Here is a 15,441-nt window from a genome sequence, read left to right as displayed (position 1 = left end):
AGCCTTCTGCGGCGGAGGCTCCGTGAGAGAGGAGTTTTAGTATGAAAATCGGAACATTAACAGTACCATTTGCATCCCAGCCATTAAAGGACGTGCTTCCTTATCTGCACGGCCTGGGCGTGAAGGCGGTGGAACTGGGAACCAGCAGGGTGACGAACAGCGCGCACTGTAATCCGGATGTATTTCTGGGAAACCCGGATAAAATCAAGGAATTAAAACAGCTTCTGGAAGAGAACGACATGGTGATATCTGCTTTATCCTGTCATGGCAATCCCATTCATCCGGATAAGAAGATAGCGGCAGCGGACCATAAGGCATTTGTGGATACCGTGGCCCTGGCACAGGAGCTGGGGGTGGACACCATCGTGACATTTTCCGGCTGCCCGGGCGATTCGGACGGGTCCCACTACCCTAACTGGGTTACCTGCCCCTGGCCGGAGGATTTCATGAAAGTGCTGGACTACCAGTGGAATGAAAAGCTGGTACCTTACTGGAAGGAAGCGGCGGCCATTGCAAAGCGCGCAGGGGTAAAGGTTGCCATTGAAATGCATCCCGGCTTCTGCGTTTACAATACGGAAACCATGCTGCGCCTGAGGGAGGCCACCGATGATGTGATAGGGGCCAACTTCGACCCCAGCCATCTGTTCTGGCAGGGGATGGATGCGGTATCCGCCATCCGGGAACTGGGCGATGCCATCCATTACGTGCATGCCAAGGACTGCCGGATTGACAAGGGGAATACGGCCAGGACAGGAGTCCTGGACACGAAACCATATGGGGACGAGATTAACAGGAGCTGGCTTTTCAGGACCGTTGGTTACGGACATGACAGCCAGACCTGGAAGGATATCATATCTGCGCTCCGGATGACGGGATATGACGGGGTGGTATCCATTGAACATGAGGACAGCCTTATGTCGGTAAAGGAAGGCTTGGAAAAGGCAGTTCAATTCTTACAGGATATCATTATAGAAGAAGAACCTGCACAAATGTGGTGGGCATAAAAGAAAAGGAGAGAGATTATGGCAATCAAATACAAGGGACTTGGTCATGTGGCGCTTCGCTGCAGGGAGAACAATCTGGAAAAGCTGGAAGAATTTTTTACGGAGACAATGGGATTCAGGAAGGCATTTGATTTAATCAATGAACACGGGGAGACATGGATTTCCTATTTCCGTGTGGCGCCGGGACAGTACATAGAGATAATCCCGGAAATCCCGTCTGACCGTCTGGACTATTACGACGGCACAAAGAAGCGCTGTGAGCGCTCCCACTATCATGTATGCTTTGAGGTGAATGACCGTTTTGCAGCTGTAAAGGACCTGGAGGAAGGAAAAGGCCTTCCGGTGGGACGTACGCCGGATGATTCCGTGGGACTCTGCAAGAGCCACTGTATGTTCGTGTTTGACCCTGAGGGCGGAGAGTGGGAATTAATGGAATTCACACCTGACAGCCTGCAGATTGTAAATGACAAGGAATTATAAAACGGGAGGAAAAGAAAATGGGAAAATATATCAATCGATTGAGCCACTGTACATTCTGCTGCAATGATTACCCTAAAATGGTAAAGTTTTATGAGGAGGTAATGGGGCTTGAGAAGCTGTTCACCATCAATTTTGAGCAGGACATCATAGACGGCTACCTGGAGAAGGGATATCCGTTAGAAGCAAAGCCGGGGGATGAGTGGATCAGCTATATGAAAATCGCCCCGAAGGAATTCATCGAGCTGTTTAACGTGCCCTATATCGGCAGGAACGACACCAAAAACCAGGAATTCCACCATGTATGCCTGCTGGTAGAGGACATTTTCCAGGCGGCAAAGGAACTGGAGGACAAGGGCCTTACGCTCTGGCACGGTCCTGAGTGGATGGAAGAACCCTTTACCAAGCCATTTGCCGAGGAGGGAACCATTGGTCAGTGTAATTCCTACGGCTTCTATGTCCAGGATCCGGAAGGGAATGAAATTGAGATAATGCAGTATACGGAGAACAGCCTTCAGGTTGCAAACGACCACGATTGATTTAGGGGGAACCGGCTCATGAAAATGGGATATCAGTTATACTCTGCCCAGTCTTTATGTAAAACCAAAGAAGGGCTGATTGATACAATTAAAAAAATTGCAGCCATGGGATATGACGGTGTGGAATTCTGCAGCTATCAGGGGATAGCTGCAGACGAGATGAGGGAACTGCTTGCCGGCTGCAACCTTGAAGCGTGCAACTCCCATGTCCAGCTGGAACGGTGGGAAGCGGATGCAGAGGGGGAATTCATTTATGCCAAGGAGGCCGGAATCCCCTGCCTGACGATTCCCTGGCTGGCGCCCGGGCTTCGTACCGGGGAAGGCTATCAGAAGATAAAGGATATGATCCCGGATCTGATTGCCCTTGGCAGGAAATACGGCGTGCGCCTGCTGTACCACAACCATGATTTTGAATTCAAGGAGGATGCAGGCGGGAACGGCTATGTCCTGGACTCCATTTTATCTGCGGATGATTCGGTGGGGTTGGAGCTGGATACGTTCTGGGCCTATTTCGCAGGGGTGGATCCCGTGGATTACATGGAAGGGAAGAAATCCCGGCTTGAAATGATCCACGTCAAGGATTATGAGAGCCTTGGCGGCACGGTTTCGGATGATGGGGAGGAAGCGCCTACATTCTGCGCCATCGGCACCGGGAACATGAATAACCTGCGGATCCTCTCCTGCGCAAAGGCGCTGGGGCTTTCATGGGCCGTTGTAGAGCAGGATAACAGTAAGATTGATGTGCTTGAGAGCGCTGAACTCAGTATCAGGGGGTTGAGGCAGTATTGAGGAAGCCTGTGCAGGGGGAAAGGCCTGTGGTGGCTTGGAAAGACCTGCGTGGCTGGGAAAGCCTGCGGGAATCTGAAAGACCTGCGTGGGGCTGGGAAAGCCTGCGGGAATCTGAAAAACCTGCGTGGGTCTGGAATAGCCTGAGAAGGCTTGGAAAGACCTGCGTCGGTCTGGAAAGCCTGCGGGAATTTGGAAAGACCTGTAGGGATTTGGAAAAGCCCGCGTAGCCTGGAATGATATCTGGATAGGACAGGCAGGATAGACAGGAAATTGGCAGAAAGGATACCTTGTGTAATGTACAGGGTATCCTTTTTTGCGGATGGAGGGCTGCGCTGGCGCTTTGTTTGGGGTTATTCTGCCTTGGCGGATTAAAATAAATTACTAAAAGTATGAACATGATGAATTGCCAAATGAATTACCAGTTACCTCCCAGCCCCAAAACACAGATAAACCTTGCATATCCCTTCCAAAAGTTGTATACTAAGACCAGTTATGGTCAGTGCCGCCGTACTTTCGGGTATGGCGACAGCACGGCCAGGTTCACACCAACACCAGGAGGAATTGCAATGATTGAGGCAACGAGCTGCGGCGGTGTGGTTATATTTCGAGGGAAGATTCTCGTCCTTTACAAGAATTATAAGAATAAGTATGAAGGATGGGTATTGCCTAAGGGAACAGTAGAAGCTGGCGAAGAGTATAAGGAAACGGCGCTCCGCGAGGTAAAGGAGGAGACCGGTGTCAGTGCATCCATTATCAAGTATATCGGCAAGAGCCAATATTCATTCAACACCCCACAGGACGTGGTGGAAAAGGACGTACACTGGTATCTGATGATGGCCGACAGCTATTACAGCAAACCACAGCGGGAAGAGTACTTTCTGGATTCCGGATATTATAAGTTCTATGAAGCATACCATCTGCTGAAGTTTTCGAATGAGAAGCAGATACTGGAAAAAGCATATAATGAGTATCTGGATTTGAAGAAGAGTAATCTTTGGGGAAGCAAGAAGTATTTTTAAGTGAATAGTTAGGCATATAAGGGCGCTCCGGGTTGACCGGGGCGCCTTTTTCGGACCAGGACGCGCAAGCTTAAACTTGCAGGGTGGCGGCTATACTTGCGGGGCGGCGGCTATTCAACTAATCGGAACCATTGTGGGCGGCATGGTCAGACAGTACCCTGTACGACATTTTTGGCAACCCCATCTTTCTGGTTATTAAAAAGCAGTATGCGTATTATAAAGGCCAAAACAAAGGAATAAAAATCATACTGACAACTGTGACAACCACGGTCATGCCCAGACCGGGTTTGAAAAAATCCATAAACCCCAGATTGCCGGGACGCACCACCAGGGTATTGGTGCCGGAACCTACCGGGGTTAAAAATGGGCTGGAGGCAGCGACACAGATTGCAACTGCGATAGAGGCCGGATTAATATCCAGGGCAAATGCAATGGGGATGAAAAGCGGAGTGACCAGCAGGGCAGTGGAGGTATTCATCATGATATTGGTAAGGACACAGGTCAACAGGAAGATGACAAGAAGTACGGCAATCTTACTGGGGTGTTCTCCCAGAAGCCGGATTGCCCCGTTGCTGATTAGAAGTCCGGCTCCGCTGACATCCATTGCCTTTGATACCGCGCTCATGCCGCCCACGATGAAAATAGTGGACCAGTCAATGGCTTTGTACGCCTCATGTTCCTTGATGCATCCGGTCAGTATCATGATCAGGGCGCCGGCTGTTGCTACCAGATGCATGGGGAATGCGCTGCTGTTTACAGACATGGCAATCAATACGGCCGCCAGGATAATCAGGCATAGGATGGCTTTGAAGGAATTAAACTGGTTTGAGGAGGAGGCATCGGCACTGCCGGTAAATTCCAGGAGATAATCCTTATCAGATGAGTCGCCCTGGATAAGGGCTTTCTTTCCTATGGTTAAAAAATATAAGATACCAAAGATGCAGATAGGAACCCCGACCTTGCCAAGCTCCAGGAACGTCAGCGGGGCGGCGCCTAAGGATTCCAGCTGGCCATTTACGACTATGTTGCTGGCAGCACCCACCAAAGTCAGATTACATCCGAAACTGGCTGCAAAGGCCAGGGGAATCATCTGACGGGACACGGATACACCGGCCTTCATGCTGATTCCGATAACAATGGGCAGCAGCATGGCCACAACAGCAACGCCGCTGCAGATGGAAGAAAGGATGGTGGCCACCAGTACGGTGGCTATCATGATTCCATTTTCAGAAGTGCCTGTTACCTTTACGATGATATTACTCATTTTTTCCGCAATTCCCGTGTGGAAAAGAGCAGAACCAATCACCATCATTGCTGCCAGGAGAACGACAGTACTTCCTGAAAAAGCAGAGAACAAATTTTCCTTTGGAAGTATCCCTGCCAGGACGAGAACAACTGCGCCTAACATGGAAGTAAGCGCCAAAGGCAGTTTATCTGTCACAAAGAAGAACGCCATGATGGCGAGTATGATGAGTGAAATGATTGCAGGTGTCATAGATACGCTCTCCTCTCTTCGTCTGTCATATACTCACACCCCAGTTCCTTCAGCTTTTCATCGACCCATGGCCGGCTGTAGGTGCCTGCTGTTTCCATGGTTTCCATGATACCGGCCTCTTTCTTTAACACGGCATCCGCCTGATTGGCCAGTTCCTCGGCTTCTTCCGGCCGTATGACGATGATTCCGTCTGCATCCCCTGCTATGATATCCCCGGGCCGTACGATTTGGCCGCCAAAGGAGATGGTGGTTCCGATTTCGCCTGGTCCGTTTTTATATGGACCGTTTGGATTGATTCCGCGGGCATAGACTGGAAAATCCATCTGTGAGATAGTGTCATAATCACGTATTGTTCCGTCAACAATGACTCCGGCAATGCCGCGGAGCTTACAGTATTGAACCATCAATTCGCCGAAGATGGCGCGGTTGTCCATTCCCCCTGCATCAATCACGATGACATCACCTGGCATTGCAAGATCCATGGCTTTGTGGAACATCAGGTTATCTCCCTGTGGAACCTTTACCGTGAAGGCCGGACCTAAAAGCTTTGCGCTGTTCATGGGGCGTATGTTCTGGTGGACGGCCGCCGTCCTGTTCATACAGTCATCGATATTTGCCACGGGCAGTTCCCTGAAACGGTTTACTAAAGCAGCATCCGGGCGTTTGTGCCCTGTTACGATACAACATCCGATATTCTTACTCATAATAATCAATCCTCCATAATTTGAAAACCGTTAATCTTACTTGTCACGTCTTTATTTGCTATGTATGTTTTCCTGATACATTTTTTGTTTAGTACAGAGTCCACCAGGTCAATGGACCACTGTATCTGGTTCTTTTGCGCATGGTCTCCGTAAAACGCGCTATGGCATGTGAGGATAGCCTGATCCTGATGGACCAGCGGGTTGGAGGCGGGAAGCGGTTCCTGTTCAAAGACATCCAGACCGGCAAAACGGATCTCCCCATGATCAAGGGCCCATGTAAGGGCTTCCTGGTCAATCAGCCCGCCCCGGGAAATGTTGATGATCATGGCTTCTTTTTTCATTTTTACAAATGCTTCACGGTTGAATATATGGCGCGTCTCAGCTGTTAGGGGGGCGTGGATGGAAAGGATGTCCGCCCGTGCCAGAAGTTCATCAAAGTAGACAATCTCCACATCGTAGTTTTCCTTGATATCCTTTTTGACATATGGGTCGCAGGTTATGACCTTTGTGCCGAAACCGTGATAGAAGATATCATATAAGGGGCGGGCGGAACCGCCAAAACCATAAAGTCCCAGCACCAGATCTTTGGGGTTGCGGGGGATGTATCCCTGAGCTTTGGGCCATTGTCCATTTCGTATATTCCGGTCATAGAATGATACATTGCGCAGAAGGTTCAGTATCAGGGCAGAGGCGTGAAGGGCCAGTTCCTGAACGCAGAAGCCGGGCATGTAGAGTATCAGGGTGCCGGTTTTTGTGGCTGCCTCCAAATCAATGGAATTGACGCCGATGCCAAAGCGCTGTACAACCTTAAGCTTTGGCAGCCCTTCCAGGACCTCCTTTGTGATGGGCGGATTGCCGGTTCCTAATATTGCATCCGCATCCTTGCAGTTATCCAGGATTTCCTGGGGGGTTGTATAATGTGCAAGGCGTAGATTTATTCCGTTTTTTTCATATTCATGTTTGATGTATTCCTGATTTTCCAGGCTTACACTTCCGTAGTTACAGTCAACGATAACTGCATTCCACATAGAGTACCTCCATTTTATGTGTATGGGAGTATTTCAGTAAAGACTAATCCCGGTGATGGCCATCGCAGAGGTTCCTGTCTGAAATCTGATTTAATTATAATCGTGTCTGTACTTTTTGTCTAAGATACGTTATTCTATTAAATATATAGACTTTTAGGAATAATGTTTTGGAGGGAGAGAATGGTATTTAAAAATTATGAGTATTTCATGGCCATAGCGGAAGAGGGAAGCATTTCAAAAGCAGCAGGCCGTCTGTACATATCCCAGCCATCCCTCAGCAAATACCTGAAGCGTCTGGAAGAGAATATTGGAGAGGAATTGTTCTGCAGGGATTCTTATCCGCTTAAGCTGACAGATGCAGGGGAACTGTACTTATCCCATGTGAAAGAGATAACAAGGAGGGAAAAATGGCTGCTGGAGGAGTTGTCATATTTGCGGAGCAGCGAGACAGGAGAGGTTTCCATGGGAATCACAGTGTGGAGGTCCTCCATACTGATGCCGGTGGTACTGCCGGTTTTTAGGGCACGGTATCCAAGGATCCATGTGGGCATACAGGAGGGCTCCCACCAGCATATGGCGTCTATGTTGGAACTGGGCAAAGTTGATTTCTCTATTTTCCATCTTCCCAACAGCTACCATGATTTTACCTTTGAGCATCTGCTGTTCGAGAAGATATTATTCTGTGTGAACAAAGATAATCCGAAACTGGCAGGAGTGGAGATAGGCAATCCCGAGGGGGTGAATGTTCTGTCGCATGAAGAATTCCTTAAGTTTGAAGAGGAGGAGTTTGTCCTTCTCAAGCAGGGACAGAATATTAGGGATATAACCCAGAACTATCTGAATAAGCTGGGAATTCATCCCAATGTCCTTCTGGAGACATCTAATATCGTGACGGCAATGAATATGGTCAAAATTGGGATAGGCGTCACGTTTGTTCCGGAAGCAGTTCTTTCTATACGGGGACAGAACGATGGTCTGTATTTCTTCTCCATCGATGACCCGCCCCTTAGGTGGGAGGTGGGGGTGGCATATAGGAACAGTTTGCCGCTTAGGAGACAGGCCAGGCTTCTTGTGGATTGCATGAAGGAAATCCTGTAGCATATTCAGGAGCCGGAACAGCCTATCTGCTGGATGGAATGGCATAGACCTCTTTTAACGTATTGATAAAGTTCTGACAGGTTGGTGTGATGTAGGCTCCTTTCTTGAAAAAGACAGCTAACGGCCAGGTTAAAGCCGGCTGGTCTATGGTGAAAAGCATGATGTTGGGAGGCAGTAAATCAGATTTGGTTCCTGCTTCAGGGATGAAGGTAAATCCCAGACCGGCAGAGACCAGGTTGATGGCCGTGGTCAGATTGGCGGTCTCCAGGACTTTGGCCGGGCTCATCCGGTTCTTGCTGAACATGGAGGAGAGGATACGTGTCAGGTTCTGGCCTGGCTTTGTGAGGAACAGCCTCTCGTTCTCGATTAGGCGGACATCAAAATACGGGGGATCGGATACGGTATCATGGCTGTATCTGGAAACCAGATGATGGTTCCGGTTGGCGGCAAGATAGATTTTTTCCTCCATGATGATTTCATAATCAAGATTGCTGTAATCTAAAGTGGCAATTGGATTCATGATACAGACGTCCATACGGTTTTTAAGCAGGTTGCTTACCAGATATTCCGAGTTGCCTTCCATGAGCGTTAATTCGATATCTGGATACCGGGTGTTGAAAATAGGCAGTATCTCCGGCAGGATACAGGAACTGCGCCATAACGCCAGCCCGATTTTGAGACGCCCTCTCTTATTGGTCTTTAGCTCTGATAATTCTTTTATCATCTGTTTGTCCAACCGGTCTACCTCGGATATGTATTTTAAGTATTGTTCTCCGGCATAGGTAAGGGAAAGAGGGGAGCGGGAATGATTAAAGAGTTCTATTCCGGTCTCATCCTCCAGACGTTTCAGGTATTTACTGAGGGCTGGTTGTGATACATATAGCTTTTCTGCTGCCTTTGACAGGCTGCCTTCTTCGACTATCATCAGAAAATATTCAAAGTTCTTAATCATTTCACCCTCCTATAAATATGAAAAAAAGTTATAATTAGTATATCGTAATTGTCATTGGACTTCAAGGCCTGAATGTACTAATATGAAAATATAAACAAAATATTTAAAAAATAACTGCTGAAATAAGAAATAATGACAATAGATGAGGGGGGATATGATACAATTAAAAATGTTTTTCTAAGATATAGATTGAATGATACAATTGTAAATTGTGAAAAGAATAACATAAAGTTATCAAAATAAAAAGACGTGAAAGGAAAGGGATATGCTGGATACGATTATACGGAACGGGCATGTGCTGGATATTAAGAATGATATCGACCAGGTAATGGATATTGGGATTAAAGGCCGTGCCATAGCAGCGGCCGGAAACCTGTCAGAATACCAATGTGCGCAATCCATTGATGCATCGGGATGCTATGTGGTTCCGGGCCTCATTGATTTCCATGCCCATGCATTTTATGGGATAAGCGATTTTTCCATGCCGGCGGAATTGGCTCTGATTCCTCATGGGGTGACGGCCATGGTGGATGCAGGTTCGGCGGGAACCTCAAATTTTGAAGGCTTTTACCGGGATGTTGTGTGTAGGAGTATTTTGACAATGAAAAGCTTCATTCATATCACCAGTCTTGGCCAAATGACACATCGGTTTAATGAAAACTGTAATCCTGATCTTTTCGATGTGGATCGGATGAGGGAATTATGCCATAAGTACAGGGATAATATCATAGGGATTAAGCTGAGGCAGGGGAAGGATATTGTTGGCGGATACGGGCTTAAGTGCTTGGAAAAAACAATAAAAGTAGCAGAAGAAGTAGGGTTAAGGATTTCTGTTCATGCCACGGATTCTCCGGGGGAGACAGCGGATACGCTTGGGATGCTGCGTCCGGGAGATATATATTGCCATGTATTCCATGAAAAGGGGAAGACGGTTCTGGGGAATGATGAAAAGGTGCTGCCGGCTGTGTGGGAGGCCAGGAAGCGGGGGATTCTCTTTGAACTGGGGCATGGAAGCCGGAACTTTTCCATAAAAGTGGCAAGGCAGGCAATCGGTGAGGGATTCTACCCTGATATTGTAAGCTCTGATTTAAGTCTTTTATCCATGAACCGGTTCCCTGCATATTCGTTTACCCATATCATGACGGAACTGTTGAATCTGGGGATGGGGTTTCCTGAAATCATCAGACGGTGCACGGTAGTACCTGCTAAGCTGATGAAGGAACCACAGATGGGAGGATTGGGGATTGATGCTCCGGCAGACATCGCTATATTCAGGATAGAGGATAGGAATGTTGAGATGAAGGACAGCTATGGCAATACGGCATACGGATTGCAGATGATAAAGCCTGAATTGACGGTTAAGGAGGGTGTTATCCTGCACAGGCAGTATGATTTTATTTAGAGGAGGATGCATGGATGCATAGGGGATTGTTAGCAGGAATCAGCATGATTTGTGCGGCAGCGGTTTTATCGGGCTGCAGCACCGGGCAGAAGAAATTCATGACGGATACGGACGGGGCAAAGGTGATTCAGATTGGTCATGTAAACAGTGCGAAGGCGGATGACCAGTATCAGGTACTGGCTGTTTATTTCGGTGAGGAGTTGGCAAAGGCATCGGGCGGAAGGTTTGCGGTGGATATCCTGACCGATTCCATTTTGGGCGGTGAGCGGGATATGATTGAGGGTATGAAAATGGGGACGGTGGATGCGGCCTTAATTACCAACTTCAGTTTTGGGTCCTTTGTGCCGGAATTCCAGACATTTGACCTGCCGTTTTTATTTACATCCCGTGACGAGGCATATCGTATTCTTGATGATGAAACCGTGATGGAGGGACCGAAACAGAAACTCTATGACGATTGTGATGTGAAATTCCTTGCATGGGGAGAGGGCGGCTTCAGGAGCGTCATGAACAATATAAAGCCAATTGAGTCAGAAGGGGACTTGAAGGGGATGAAAATACGCCTTCCGGAAACAGCCATCTATTTGGATGCATTTAAAGCTTTTGCAAGTAACCCTACTACTATGGCGTTCAGTGAGACATATACAGCGGTACAGCAGAGGACGGTTGACGGCCTGGAGCTTCCCATCTCCTCCTTCTATGCCACAGGGTATGGGGAAGTCTGTTCGTATCTGTCGCTTACAGAGCATTTTTATTCCCCGGCAGCAATTGTTATTTCCAGGCAGACATGGGAGAGCCTGTCAGAGGAGGAAAAAACGTGGTTCCAGACCGCGGCAGTTGAAGCTGGAAGGAGACAGCGGGAATTTGTAAAAGAAATTGAGACGGATTTTATCGGGAAAATGGAAGATATGGGAGTCGTTGTCAATTCCGTGGAAGATAAGACAGGGTTTATACAAGCCTCAGAGCCTGTCTATAAAACATACCGTGATACCATTGGGGCGGAATATGTGGATATGGTTTTCCGGAAACTGGGAAGATGATGGCGGGAGGTGAAATGATGGACAGGATAATGAAGATAGATGATTGTATGAATAAAATATACCAGTCGGCTGCAGTCGTTCTGCTGGCAGGAATCATTGTGGCATCGACACTTCAGGTTGTTACCAGATATGTGCTGAATGCGTCTATGACTGGTACGGAGGAATTTGCAAGATACTGTTTTGTATGGATGAATATGCTGGGAGCCAGTATCTGCGTGAGATACGGAAGCCATGCCGTGGTATCAATACTCAACAACAGATTAAAGGGTAAAAAGAAGTATATTCATGAAATCGTGATTCATGGACTGATGATTCTTCTTGCTTTGATCCTGATTATCGAGGGGATGCGCATGATCGGTTATACCATGACACAGCCAAGTCCTACGCTGCGTATTCCCATGGGATATATTTATGCGTCTGTCCCTGTAGGGGGAATAGGCATGATTGTGAATGCGGTCAGAAATATATGCGAGGCCAAAATGAATATGGATAGGGAGGGCTGATGGCATGGAATTTGGAATTATATTTATCACGTTGTTTGTACTTATTTTATTTGGAGTCCCTATCGCTTATTCTATTGGTCTGTCAACTGCTGTGTTTCTTACGGTTACACACATGAAACCGCTGGTAATCCTGTCACAGAGAAGTGTTTTGGGGATGGACAGCTTTGTGTTGCTGGCAATTCCTCTATTTACACTTTCGGGTTACCTTATGGAGTCCGGGGGGCTGTCGAAACGGCTGATAGATTGTGTTGAAAAGATGTTTGGCTGGATACCGGGAAGCATGGGGACCATAACCATTATCTGCTGTACCCTGTTTGCGGCATTAACTGGTTCGGGTCCGGCAACCGTGGCGGCCATCGGTGCATTGATGATTCCTACTATGATGAAGGCTGGATACTCCAGGACCACTGCCTCCGGATTACTGGCGGCAGGCGGCGCTCTGGGGCCGATCATACCGCCCAGCATCCCGATTATTGTATATGGATGTACCATGAGTGTTTCTGTCCCAAAGCTGTTTATGGCTGGGATACTTCCGGGAATACTGATGGCGGTACTGTTCATCATTACTAACACGATTATTGCCGTAAGAGGCGGGATTAAGCCGGAAAAGGCTGTATATACCACAAAAGAGGTATTACGGTCCATATGGAAAGCGCTTGGCGTGCTTCTTCTGCCGGTCATAATACTGGGAGGCATCTATGGAGGATTTTTTACCCCTACGGAAGCCGCCACGGTGTGCGTGATTTACAGTTTGATATTAGGTGTCCTGTACCGGGAATTGTCATTGCAGCGCTTTAAGGAGGCAATGATGAAGACCATACAGACCTCGGCCATGGTGGTTTTCATCGTGGGACTGTCTAATTGTTTTGGATGGACATTGGCGGTTGCTAAGATACCGGTTAAAATCGCCAATGCTGTAATTCCGTATTTGAATAACCGTGTATCGTATCTGATTATATTGATGCTGATCCTCTTTCTGGTTGGATGTATTATGGAGACACTATCCAGCATCGTTATCCTTGGCCCGATTTTGGTTCCTATCGGAGTGCGGTTGGGGATTGATCCGGTTCACCTGGGCGCGGTGTTCTGTGTGTGTCTGGTAGTCGGCTTCATAACGCCTCCCTTTGGGCTGAACCTGTTTACCGCGGCATCGACAGCAGATACAACTTTTTCAGATGTGGTGAAAGGTGTCTGGCCGTTTTTGATTGCGGCGTTCATCGCGGTAGTCATCATAGCGTTTGTGCCTCAGGTTTCGCTCTTTTTGATTAGAGGGTAAGGTCTTACTGTTCAGGATATGGGCGGTAGGAATCAGGATGAGTATTCTAAATATCCTTACGGACGCCGCCCACCCTGTGGACCAGACAGGGTGGGCATTTTATTTACGCTTTTTTTGGCGGAAAAAGGGCCCGGCCATATCCACGGCCGGACCCTTCCCCAAACGGTATCCCATCAATAAGTATAATCCTCAATCTCCACCTTATCCACTTCCTGATAAGGAGCCAATGTGGATATCATCTTCACTGTCTTATCATAAGAGTTGACGCAGTAGTGGATTTCAGAAGGTTCTATATGGATCAGATCCCCTTGTTTTAAATGATGCACGGTCCCGTCAACCACAATGTCGATTTCTCCTTCCAGGACAAAGAAGTTCTCCTCCATGATATTGTGGTAATGCGCCTTAAAATCCTCCCCTGGCTGGAACTGCACCACTGCAAAATTCATCCTCGGGCCTTTCATCAGGTATTTGGGGCCGCTGTTGCCGAAGCGGTATTCTTTCTCACTCTCATTTACAATAAACATCTTAATATGTCCTCCTATTCTATAATCCTGGGGCAGCCCACATGCTCTTGGTCAGATCCTGGTTGCAGATATCCAGCTGAGCCTTGTAAACCTTGCGCCATTGTTCATACATTTCACAGTAAATCTTATGCTTCTCCATATCAGGGACATAGGTGGTGTCCCATTTCACCAGCTTCCCGGCTGCCTCTGACATGTCGTCGTATATCCCTACCCCATAGCCTGCCAGGATGGCGGCACCCAGGGCCGTTGCCTCTTTGACAACCGGGACCTTCACGGGAAGTCCCAGCACATCGGACAGTATCTGGCACCACAGCGGGCTCTTGGAAGCGCCTCCTGCGAAAATGATTTCCTCAGGCTGGTTGCCAGTGGCCTCCCGGACCAGGTCCAGATGGCCCTTGGTGACCAGGGCTGTGTTCTCAAGGATGGCGCGGTAGAACGTGTACTTGGAGAAGCGCACCGGGTCCAGTTCAAAGTTGGTAAAGGTGGGCGAAGCATGCTTCCAGCTGATGAAGTTCATGACATCGGAAAATGTACACATCATGCCGTAGCATCCGGCCGGTATATCCTTGGCATACCGGTTCATCACATCGTAAGGGTCCGTGCCCTCAAGCTTTGCCAGCTCCTTCTCGGCCTGGCAGAAGCCGTCCCGGAACCATCGCATCACAAGGCCGGGTTTAAATGCAAGGGCCTCGTACTGCCATACGCCCGGTACGGCGTGGCAGTTGACGCGGACACGGCAGTCCTGGTCGGTCTGGCCGTCCCCTGTGTTGTACTCATACTGCCAGAAGCTGCCGCCAAAGACAGCTGCCTGGTTTGGCTTCACCACCCCTACGCCGATGCAGCCTAACTGGGCGTCGCCGCCGCCCACAATCACGGGCGTGCCCTGGGCCAGTCCTGTCTGGGCCTCACACTGGGCTGTCACGGTCCCGGCGGTGGAGCCGCACTCGCGTACCTCGGGGAAAATGTCGGTGCGCAGTCCGCAGCGCTCTGCAATGGTAGGATCCCAGTCCCTCTTCTTGAGGCTGAACAGGCCGGTGGTGGAACCGTTGCTGGGTTCCACGGCCAGGACCCCGGTCATCTTATAGATGAGCCAGTCATTAAACATGCCCACATAGGCCAGCTTTTCGTATACTTCCGGCATCTTGTCCTTGACCCACAGAAGACGTGGCAGGGCGTCCAGGGCATAGGTCTGTCCGGACTCCAGATACAGTTCCTTTTCCTGGCCGGGATAGGCCTGGCGCAGGCGGCCCACTTCATCATCGCTTCTGGCATCCACGTTGGCGCAGGCCCAGATTTCCCTGCCCGATCCGTCGTAGAGTACAATCCCCTCCCTCATACAGGTGGTGGAGACGGCTGCAATCTCTTCCGGCGCGATTCCTGATTCCTTCAGTACGCCCCGGATGCATCCGCAGGTCAGTTCCCAGTTGTATGTCCAGTCAAAATCCATGCTGCCCGGATATCTGGGGTCTTCTTTGTGCTCCCATTCCTGTTGCACACATGCGGCCTGGTTGCCGTCCAGATCGAACAGGACCGCCCGGACGCTGCCTGTACCGGCATCAACAGCAAGAAAGTATTTCTTTGACATATGTAA

At 48.8% G+C, this 15,441-nt stretch carries 16 protein-coding genes; 10 read left to right on the top strand and 6 right to left on the bottom strand.

The genetic code is table 11. From position 1 onward, the window contains the following. Positions 1-41: 41 nt before the first annotated feature. The 5 genes from MCJ35_RS18860 (at position 42) to MCJ35_RS18840 (ending at position 3,828) form a co-directional block, all read left to right on the top strand. Positions 42-1,004 (top strand): sugar phosphate isomerase/epimerase family protein, encoded by a 963-nt coding sequence (locus tag MCJ35_RS18860; RefSeq protein ID WP_025485896.1) that lies wholly within the window; start codon positions 42-44, stop codon positions 1,002-1,004. 18 nt (positions 1,005-1,022) lie between these two features. Next, positions 1,023-1,484 carry a VOC family protein gene (locus tag MCJ35_RS18855; RefSeq protein WP_008719245.1) on the top strand — a complete coding sequence of 154 codons (462 nt, stop codon included), beginning with the start codon at positions 1,023-1,025 and terminating at the stop codon, positions 1,482-1,484. Positions 1,485-1,501: 17 nt separating this feature from the next. Next, a complete protein-coding gene (locus MCJ35_RS18850) occupies positions 1,502-2,020 on the top strand; it encodes a VOC family protein (RefSeq protein ID WP_008719244.1) in 519 nt (172 codons plus the stop codon). Positions 2,021-2,038: 18 nt separating this feature from the next. After that, positions 2,039-2,809 carry a sugar phosphate isomerase/epimerase family protein gene (locus tag MCJ35_RS18845; protein ID WP_025485899.1) on the top strand — a complete coding sequence of 257 codons (771 nt, stop codon included), beginning with the start codon at positions 2,039-2,041 and terminating at the stop codon, positions 2,807-2,809. Positions 2,810-3,375: 566 nt separating this feature from the next. Beyond that, positions 3,376-3,828, top strand: coding sequence for an NUDIX hydrolase (locus tag MCJ35_RS18840; RefSeq protein ID WP_002567924.1), 453 nt, complete (start codon positions 3,376-3,378; stop codon positions 3,826-3,828). Between the two features lie 214 nt (positions 3,829-4,042). Here the strand turns inward: MCJ35_RS18840 and MCJ35_RS18835 are convergent, their stop codons facing one another. Genes MCJ35_RS18835 through MCJ35_RS18825 form a run of 3 tightly spaced genes read right to left on the bottom strand, consistent with a single transcriptional unit; the run spans position 4,043 to position 7,055 of the window. Next, the gene (locus tag MCJ35_RS18835) at positions 4,043-5,323 is read right to left on the bottom strand and encodes an SLC13 family permease (protein ID WP_025485901.1); all 1,281 of its coding nucleotides are present in this window, start codon (positions 5,321-5,323) and stop codon (positions 4,043-4,045) included. After that, entirely contained in the window at positions 5,320-6,027 is a 708-nt protein-coding gene (locus MCJ35_RS18830; RefSeq protein ID WP_025485902.1) for an RraA family protein, read from the bottom strand. The genes MCJ35_RS18835 and MCJ35_RS18830 overlap by 4 nt, the downstream gene beginning before the upstream one ends. Before the next feature lie 5 nt (positions 6,028-6,032). Further along, on the bottom strand, positions 6,033-7,055 hold the full coding sequence (locus MCJ35_RS18825; protein ID WP_240299611.1) for a C-terminal binding protein: 1,023 nt from the start codon (positions 7,053-7,055) through the stop codon (positions 6,033-6,035). 180 nt (positions 7,056-7,235) lie between these two features. On the opposite strand from MCJ35_RS18825, the gene MCJ35_RS18820 reads away from it, so the two are divergent. Then, entirely contained in the window at positions 7,236-8,153 is a 918-nt protein-coding gene (locus tag MCJ35_RS18820; RefSeq protein ID WP_025485904.1) for a LysR family transcriptional regulator, read from the top strand. 22 nt (positions 8,154-8,175) lie between these two features. On the opposite strand, the gene MCJ35_RS18815 is transcribed toward MCJ35_RS18820, so the two are convergent. Continuing rightward, positions 8,176-9,105, bottom strand: a complete 930-nt coding sequence (locus tag MCJ35_RS18815) for a LysR family transcriptional regulator (RefSeq protein WP_025485905.1) — start codon at positions 9,103-9,105, stop codon at positions 8,176-8,178. 265 nt (positions 9,106-9,370) lie between these two features. Here MCJ35_RS18815 and MCJ35_RS18810 point away from each other — a divergent pair, with 265 nt between their 5' ends. The 4 genes from MCJ35_RS18810 to MCJ35_RS18795 are packed head-to-tail and all read left to right on the top strand — an operon-like array spanning position 9,371 to position 13,326. Next, positions 9,371-10,507, top strand: coding sequence for an amidohydrolase family protein (locus MCJ35_RS18810; protein WP_025485906.1), 1,137 nt, complete (start codon positions 9,371-9,373; stop codon positions 10,505-10,507). Between the two features lie 14 nt (positions 10,508-10,521). Next, positions 10,522-11,547, top strand: a complete 1,026-nt coding sequence (dctP, locus tag MCJ35_RS18805; protein WP_025485907.1) for a TRAP transporter substrate-binding protein DctP — start codon at positions 10,522-10,524, stop codon at positions 11,545-11,547. Positions 11,548-11,561: 14 nt separating this feature from the next. Next, positions 11,562-12,050 (top strand): TRAP transporter small permease, encoded by a 489-nt coding sequence (locus MCJ35_RS18800; RefSeq protein WP_034577667.1) that lies wholly within the window; start codon positions 11,562-11,564, stop codon positions 12,048-12,050. A 4-nt stretch (positions 12,051-12,054) separates the two neighbouring features. Continuing rightward, positions 12,055-13,326, top strand: coding sequence for a TRAP transporter large permease (locus MCJ35_RS18795; RefSeq protein ID WP_025485910.1), 1,272 nt, complete (start codon positions 12,055-12,057; stop codon positions 13,324-13,326). Positions 13,327-13,499: 173 nt separating this feature from the next. Here the strand turns inward: MCJ35_RS18795 and MCJ35_RS18790 are convergent, their stop codons facing one another. After that, complete coding sequence (locus tag MCJ35_RS18790) at positions 13,500-13,850, bottom strand: cupin domain-containing protein (RefSeq protein ID WP_008719223.1); 351 nt, start codon at positions 13,848-13,850, stop codon at positions 13,500-13,502. 19 nt (positions 13,851-13,869) lie between these two features. Beyond that, positions 13,870-15,435, bottom strand: coding sequence for an autoinducer-2 kinase (gene lsrK, locus MCJ35_RS18785; protein ID WP_025485911.1), 1,566 nt, complete (start codon positions 15,433-15,435; stop codon positions 13,870-13,872). Positions 15,436-15,441 lie beyond the last annotated feature (6 nt).

The organism is Enterocloster sp. OA13 (genome assembly GCF_022440595.1).
Classification (GTDB): Bacteria; Bacillota; Clostridia; order Lachnospirales; family Lachnospiraceae; genus Enterocloster; species Enterocloster hominis.
Note: the sequence above shows the minus strand (reverse complement) of the source record. Positions and strands in the feature narration are given on the sequence as shown.

Excerpts from the sequence above, each read along its gene's own strand:
- MCJ35_RS18795 (WP_025485910.1), top strand. The coding sequence starts at position 12,055 with ATGGAATTTGGAATTATATTTATCACGTTGTTTGTACTTATTTTATTT.
- MCJ35_RS18810 (WP_025485906.1), top strand. The coding sequence starts at position 9,371 with ATGCTGGATACGATTATACGGAACGGGCATGTGCTGGATATTAAGAAT.
- lsrK (WP_025485911.1), bottom strand. The coding sequence starts at position 15,435 with ATGTCAAAGAAATACTTTCTTGCTGTTGATGCCGGTACAGGCAGCGTC.
- MCJ35_RS18850 (WP_008719244.1), top strand. The coding sequence starts at position 1,502 with ATGGGAAAATATATCAATCGATTGAGCCACTGTACATTCTGCTGCAAT.
- MCJ35_RS18835 (WP_025485901.1), bottom strand. The coding sequence starts at position 5,323 with ATGACACCTGCAATCATTTCACTCATCATACTCGCCATCATGGCGTTC.
- MCJ35_RS18860 (WP_025485896.1), top strand. The coding sequence starts at position 42 with ATGAAAATCGGAACATTAACAGTACCATTTGCATCCCAGCCATTAAAG.
- MCJ35_RS18825 (WP_240299611.1), bottom strand. The coding sequence starts at position 7,055 with ATGTGGAATGCAGTTATCGTTGACTGTAACTACGGAAGTGTAAGCCTG.
- dctP (WP_025485907.1), top strand. The coding sequence starts at position 10,522 with ATGCATAGGGGATTGTTAGCAGGAATCAGCATGATTTGTGCGGCAGCG.
- MCJ35_RS18840 (WP_002567924.1), top strand. The coding sequence starts at position 3,376 with ATGATTGAGGCAACGAGCTGCGGCGGTGTGGTTATATTTCGAGGGAAG.
- MCJ35_RS18790 (WP_008719223.1), bottom strand. The coding sequence starts at position 13,850 with ATGTTTATTGTAAATGAGAGTGAGAAAGAATACCGCTTCGGCAACAGC.
- MCJ35_RS18855 (WP_008719245.1), top strand. The coding sequence starts at position 1,023 with ATGGCAATCAAATACAAGGGACTTGGTCATGTGGCGCTTCGCTGCAGG.
- MCJ35_RS18800 (WP_034577667.1), top strand. The coding sequence starts at position 11,562 with ATGATGGACAGGATAATGAAGATAGATGATTGTATGAATAAAATATAC.
- MCJ35_RS18830 (WP_025485902.1), bottom strand. The coding sequence starts at position 6,027 with ATGAGTAAGAATATCGGATGTTGTATCGTAACAGGGCACAAACGCCCG.
- MCJ35_RS18815 (WP_025485905.1), bottom strand. The coding sequence starts at position 9,105 with ATGATTAAGAACTTTGAATATTTTCTGATGATAGTCGAAGAAGGCAGC.
- MCJ35_RS18845 (WP_025485899.1), top strand. The coding sequence starts at position 2,039 with ATGAAAATGGGATATCAGTTATACTCTGCCCAGTCTTTATGTAAAACC.
- MCJ35_RS18820 (WP_025485904.1), top strand. The coding sequence starts at position 7,236 with ATGGTATTTAAAAATTATGAGTATTTCATGGCCATAGCGGAAGAGGGA.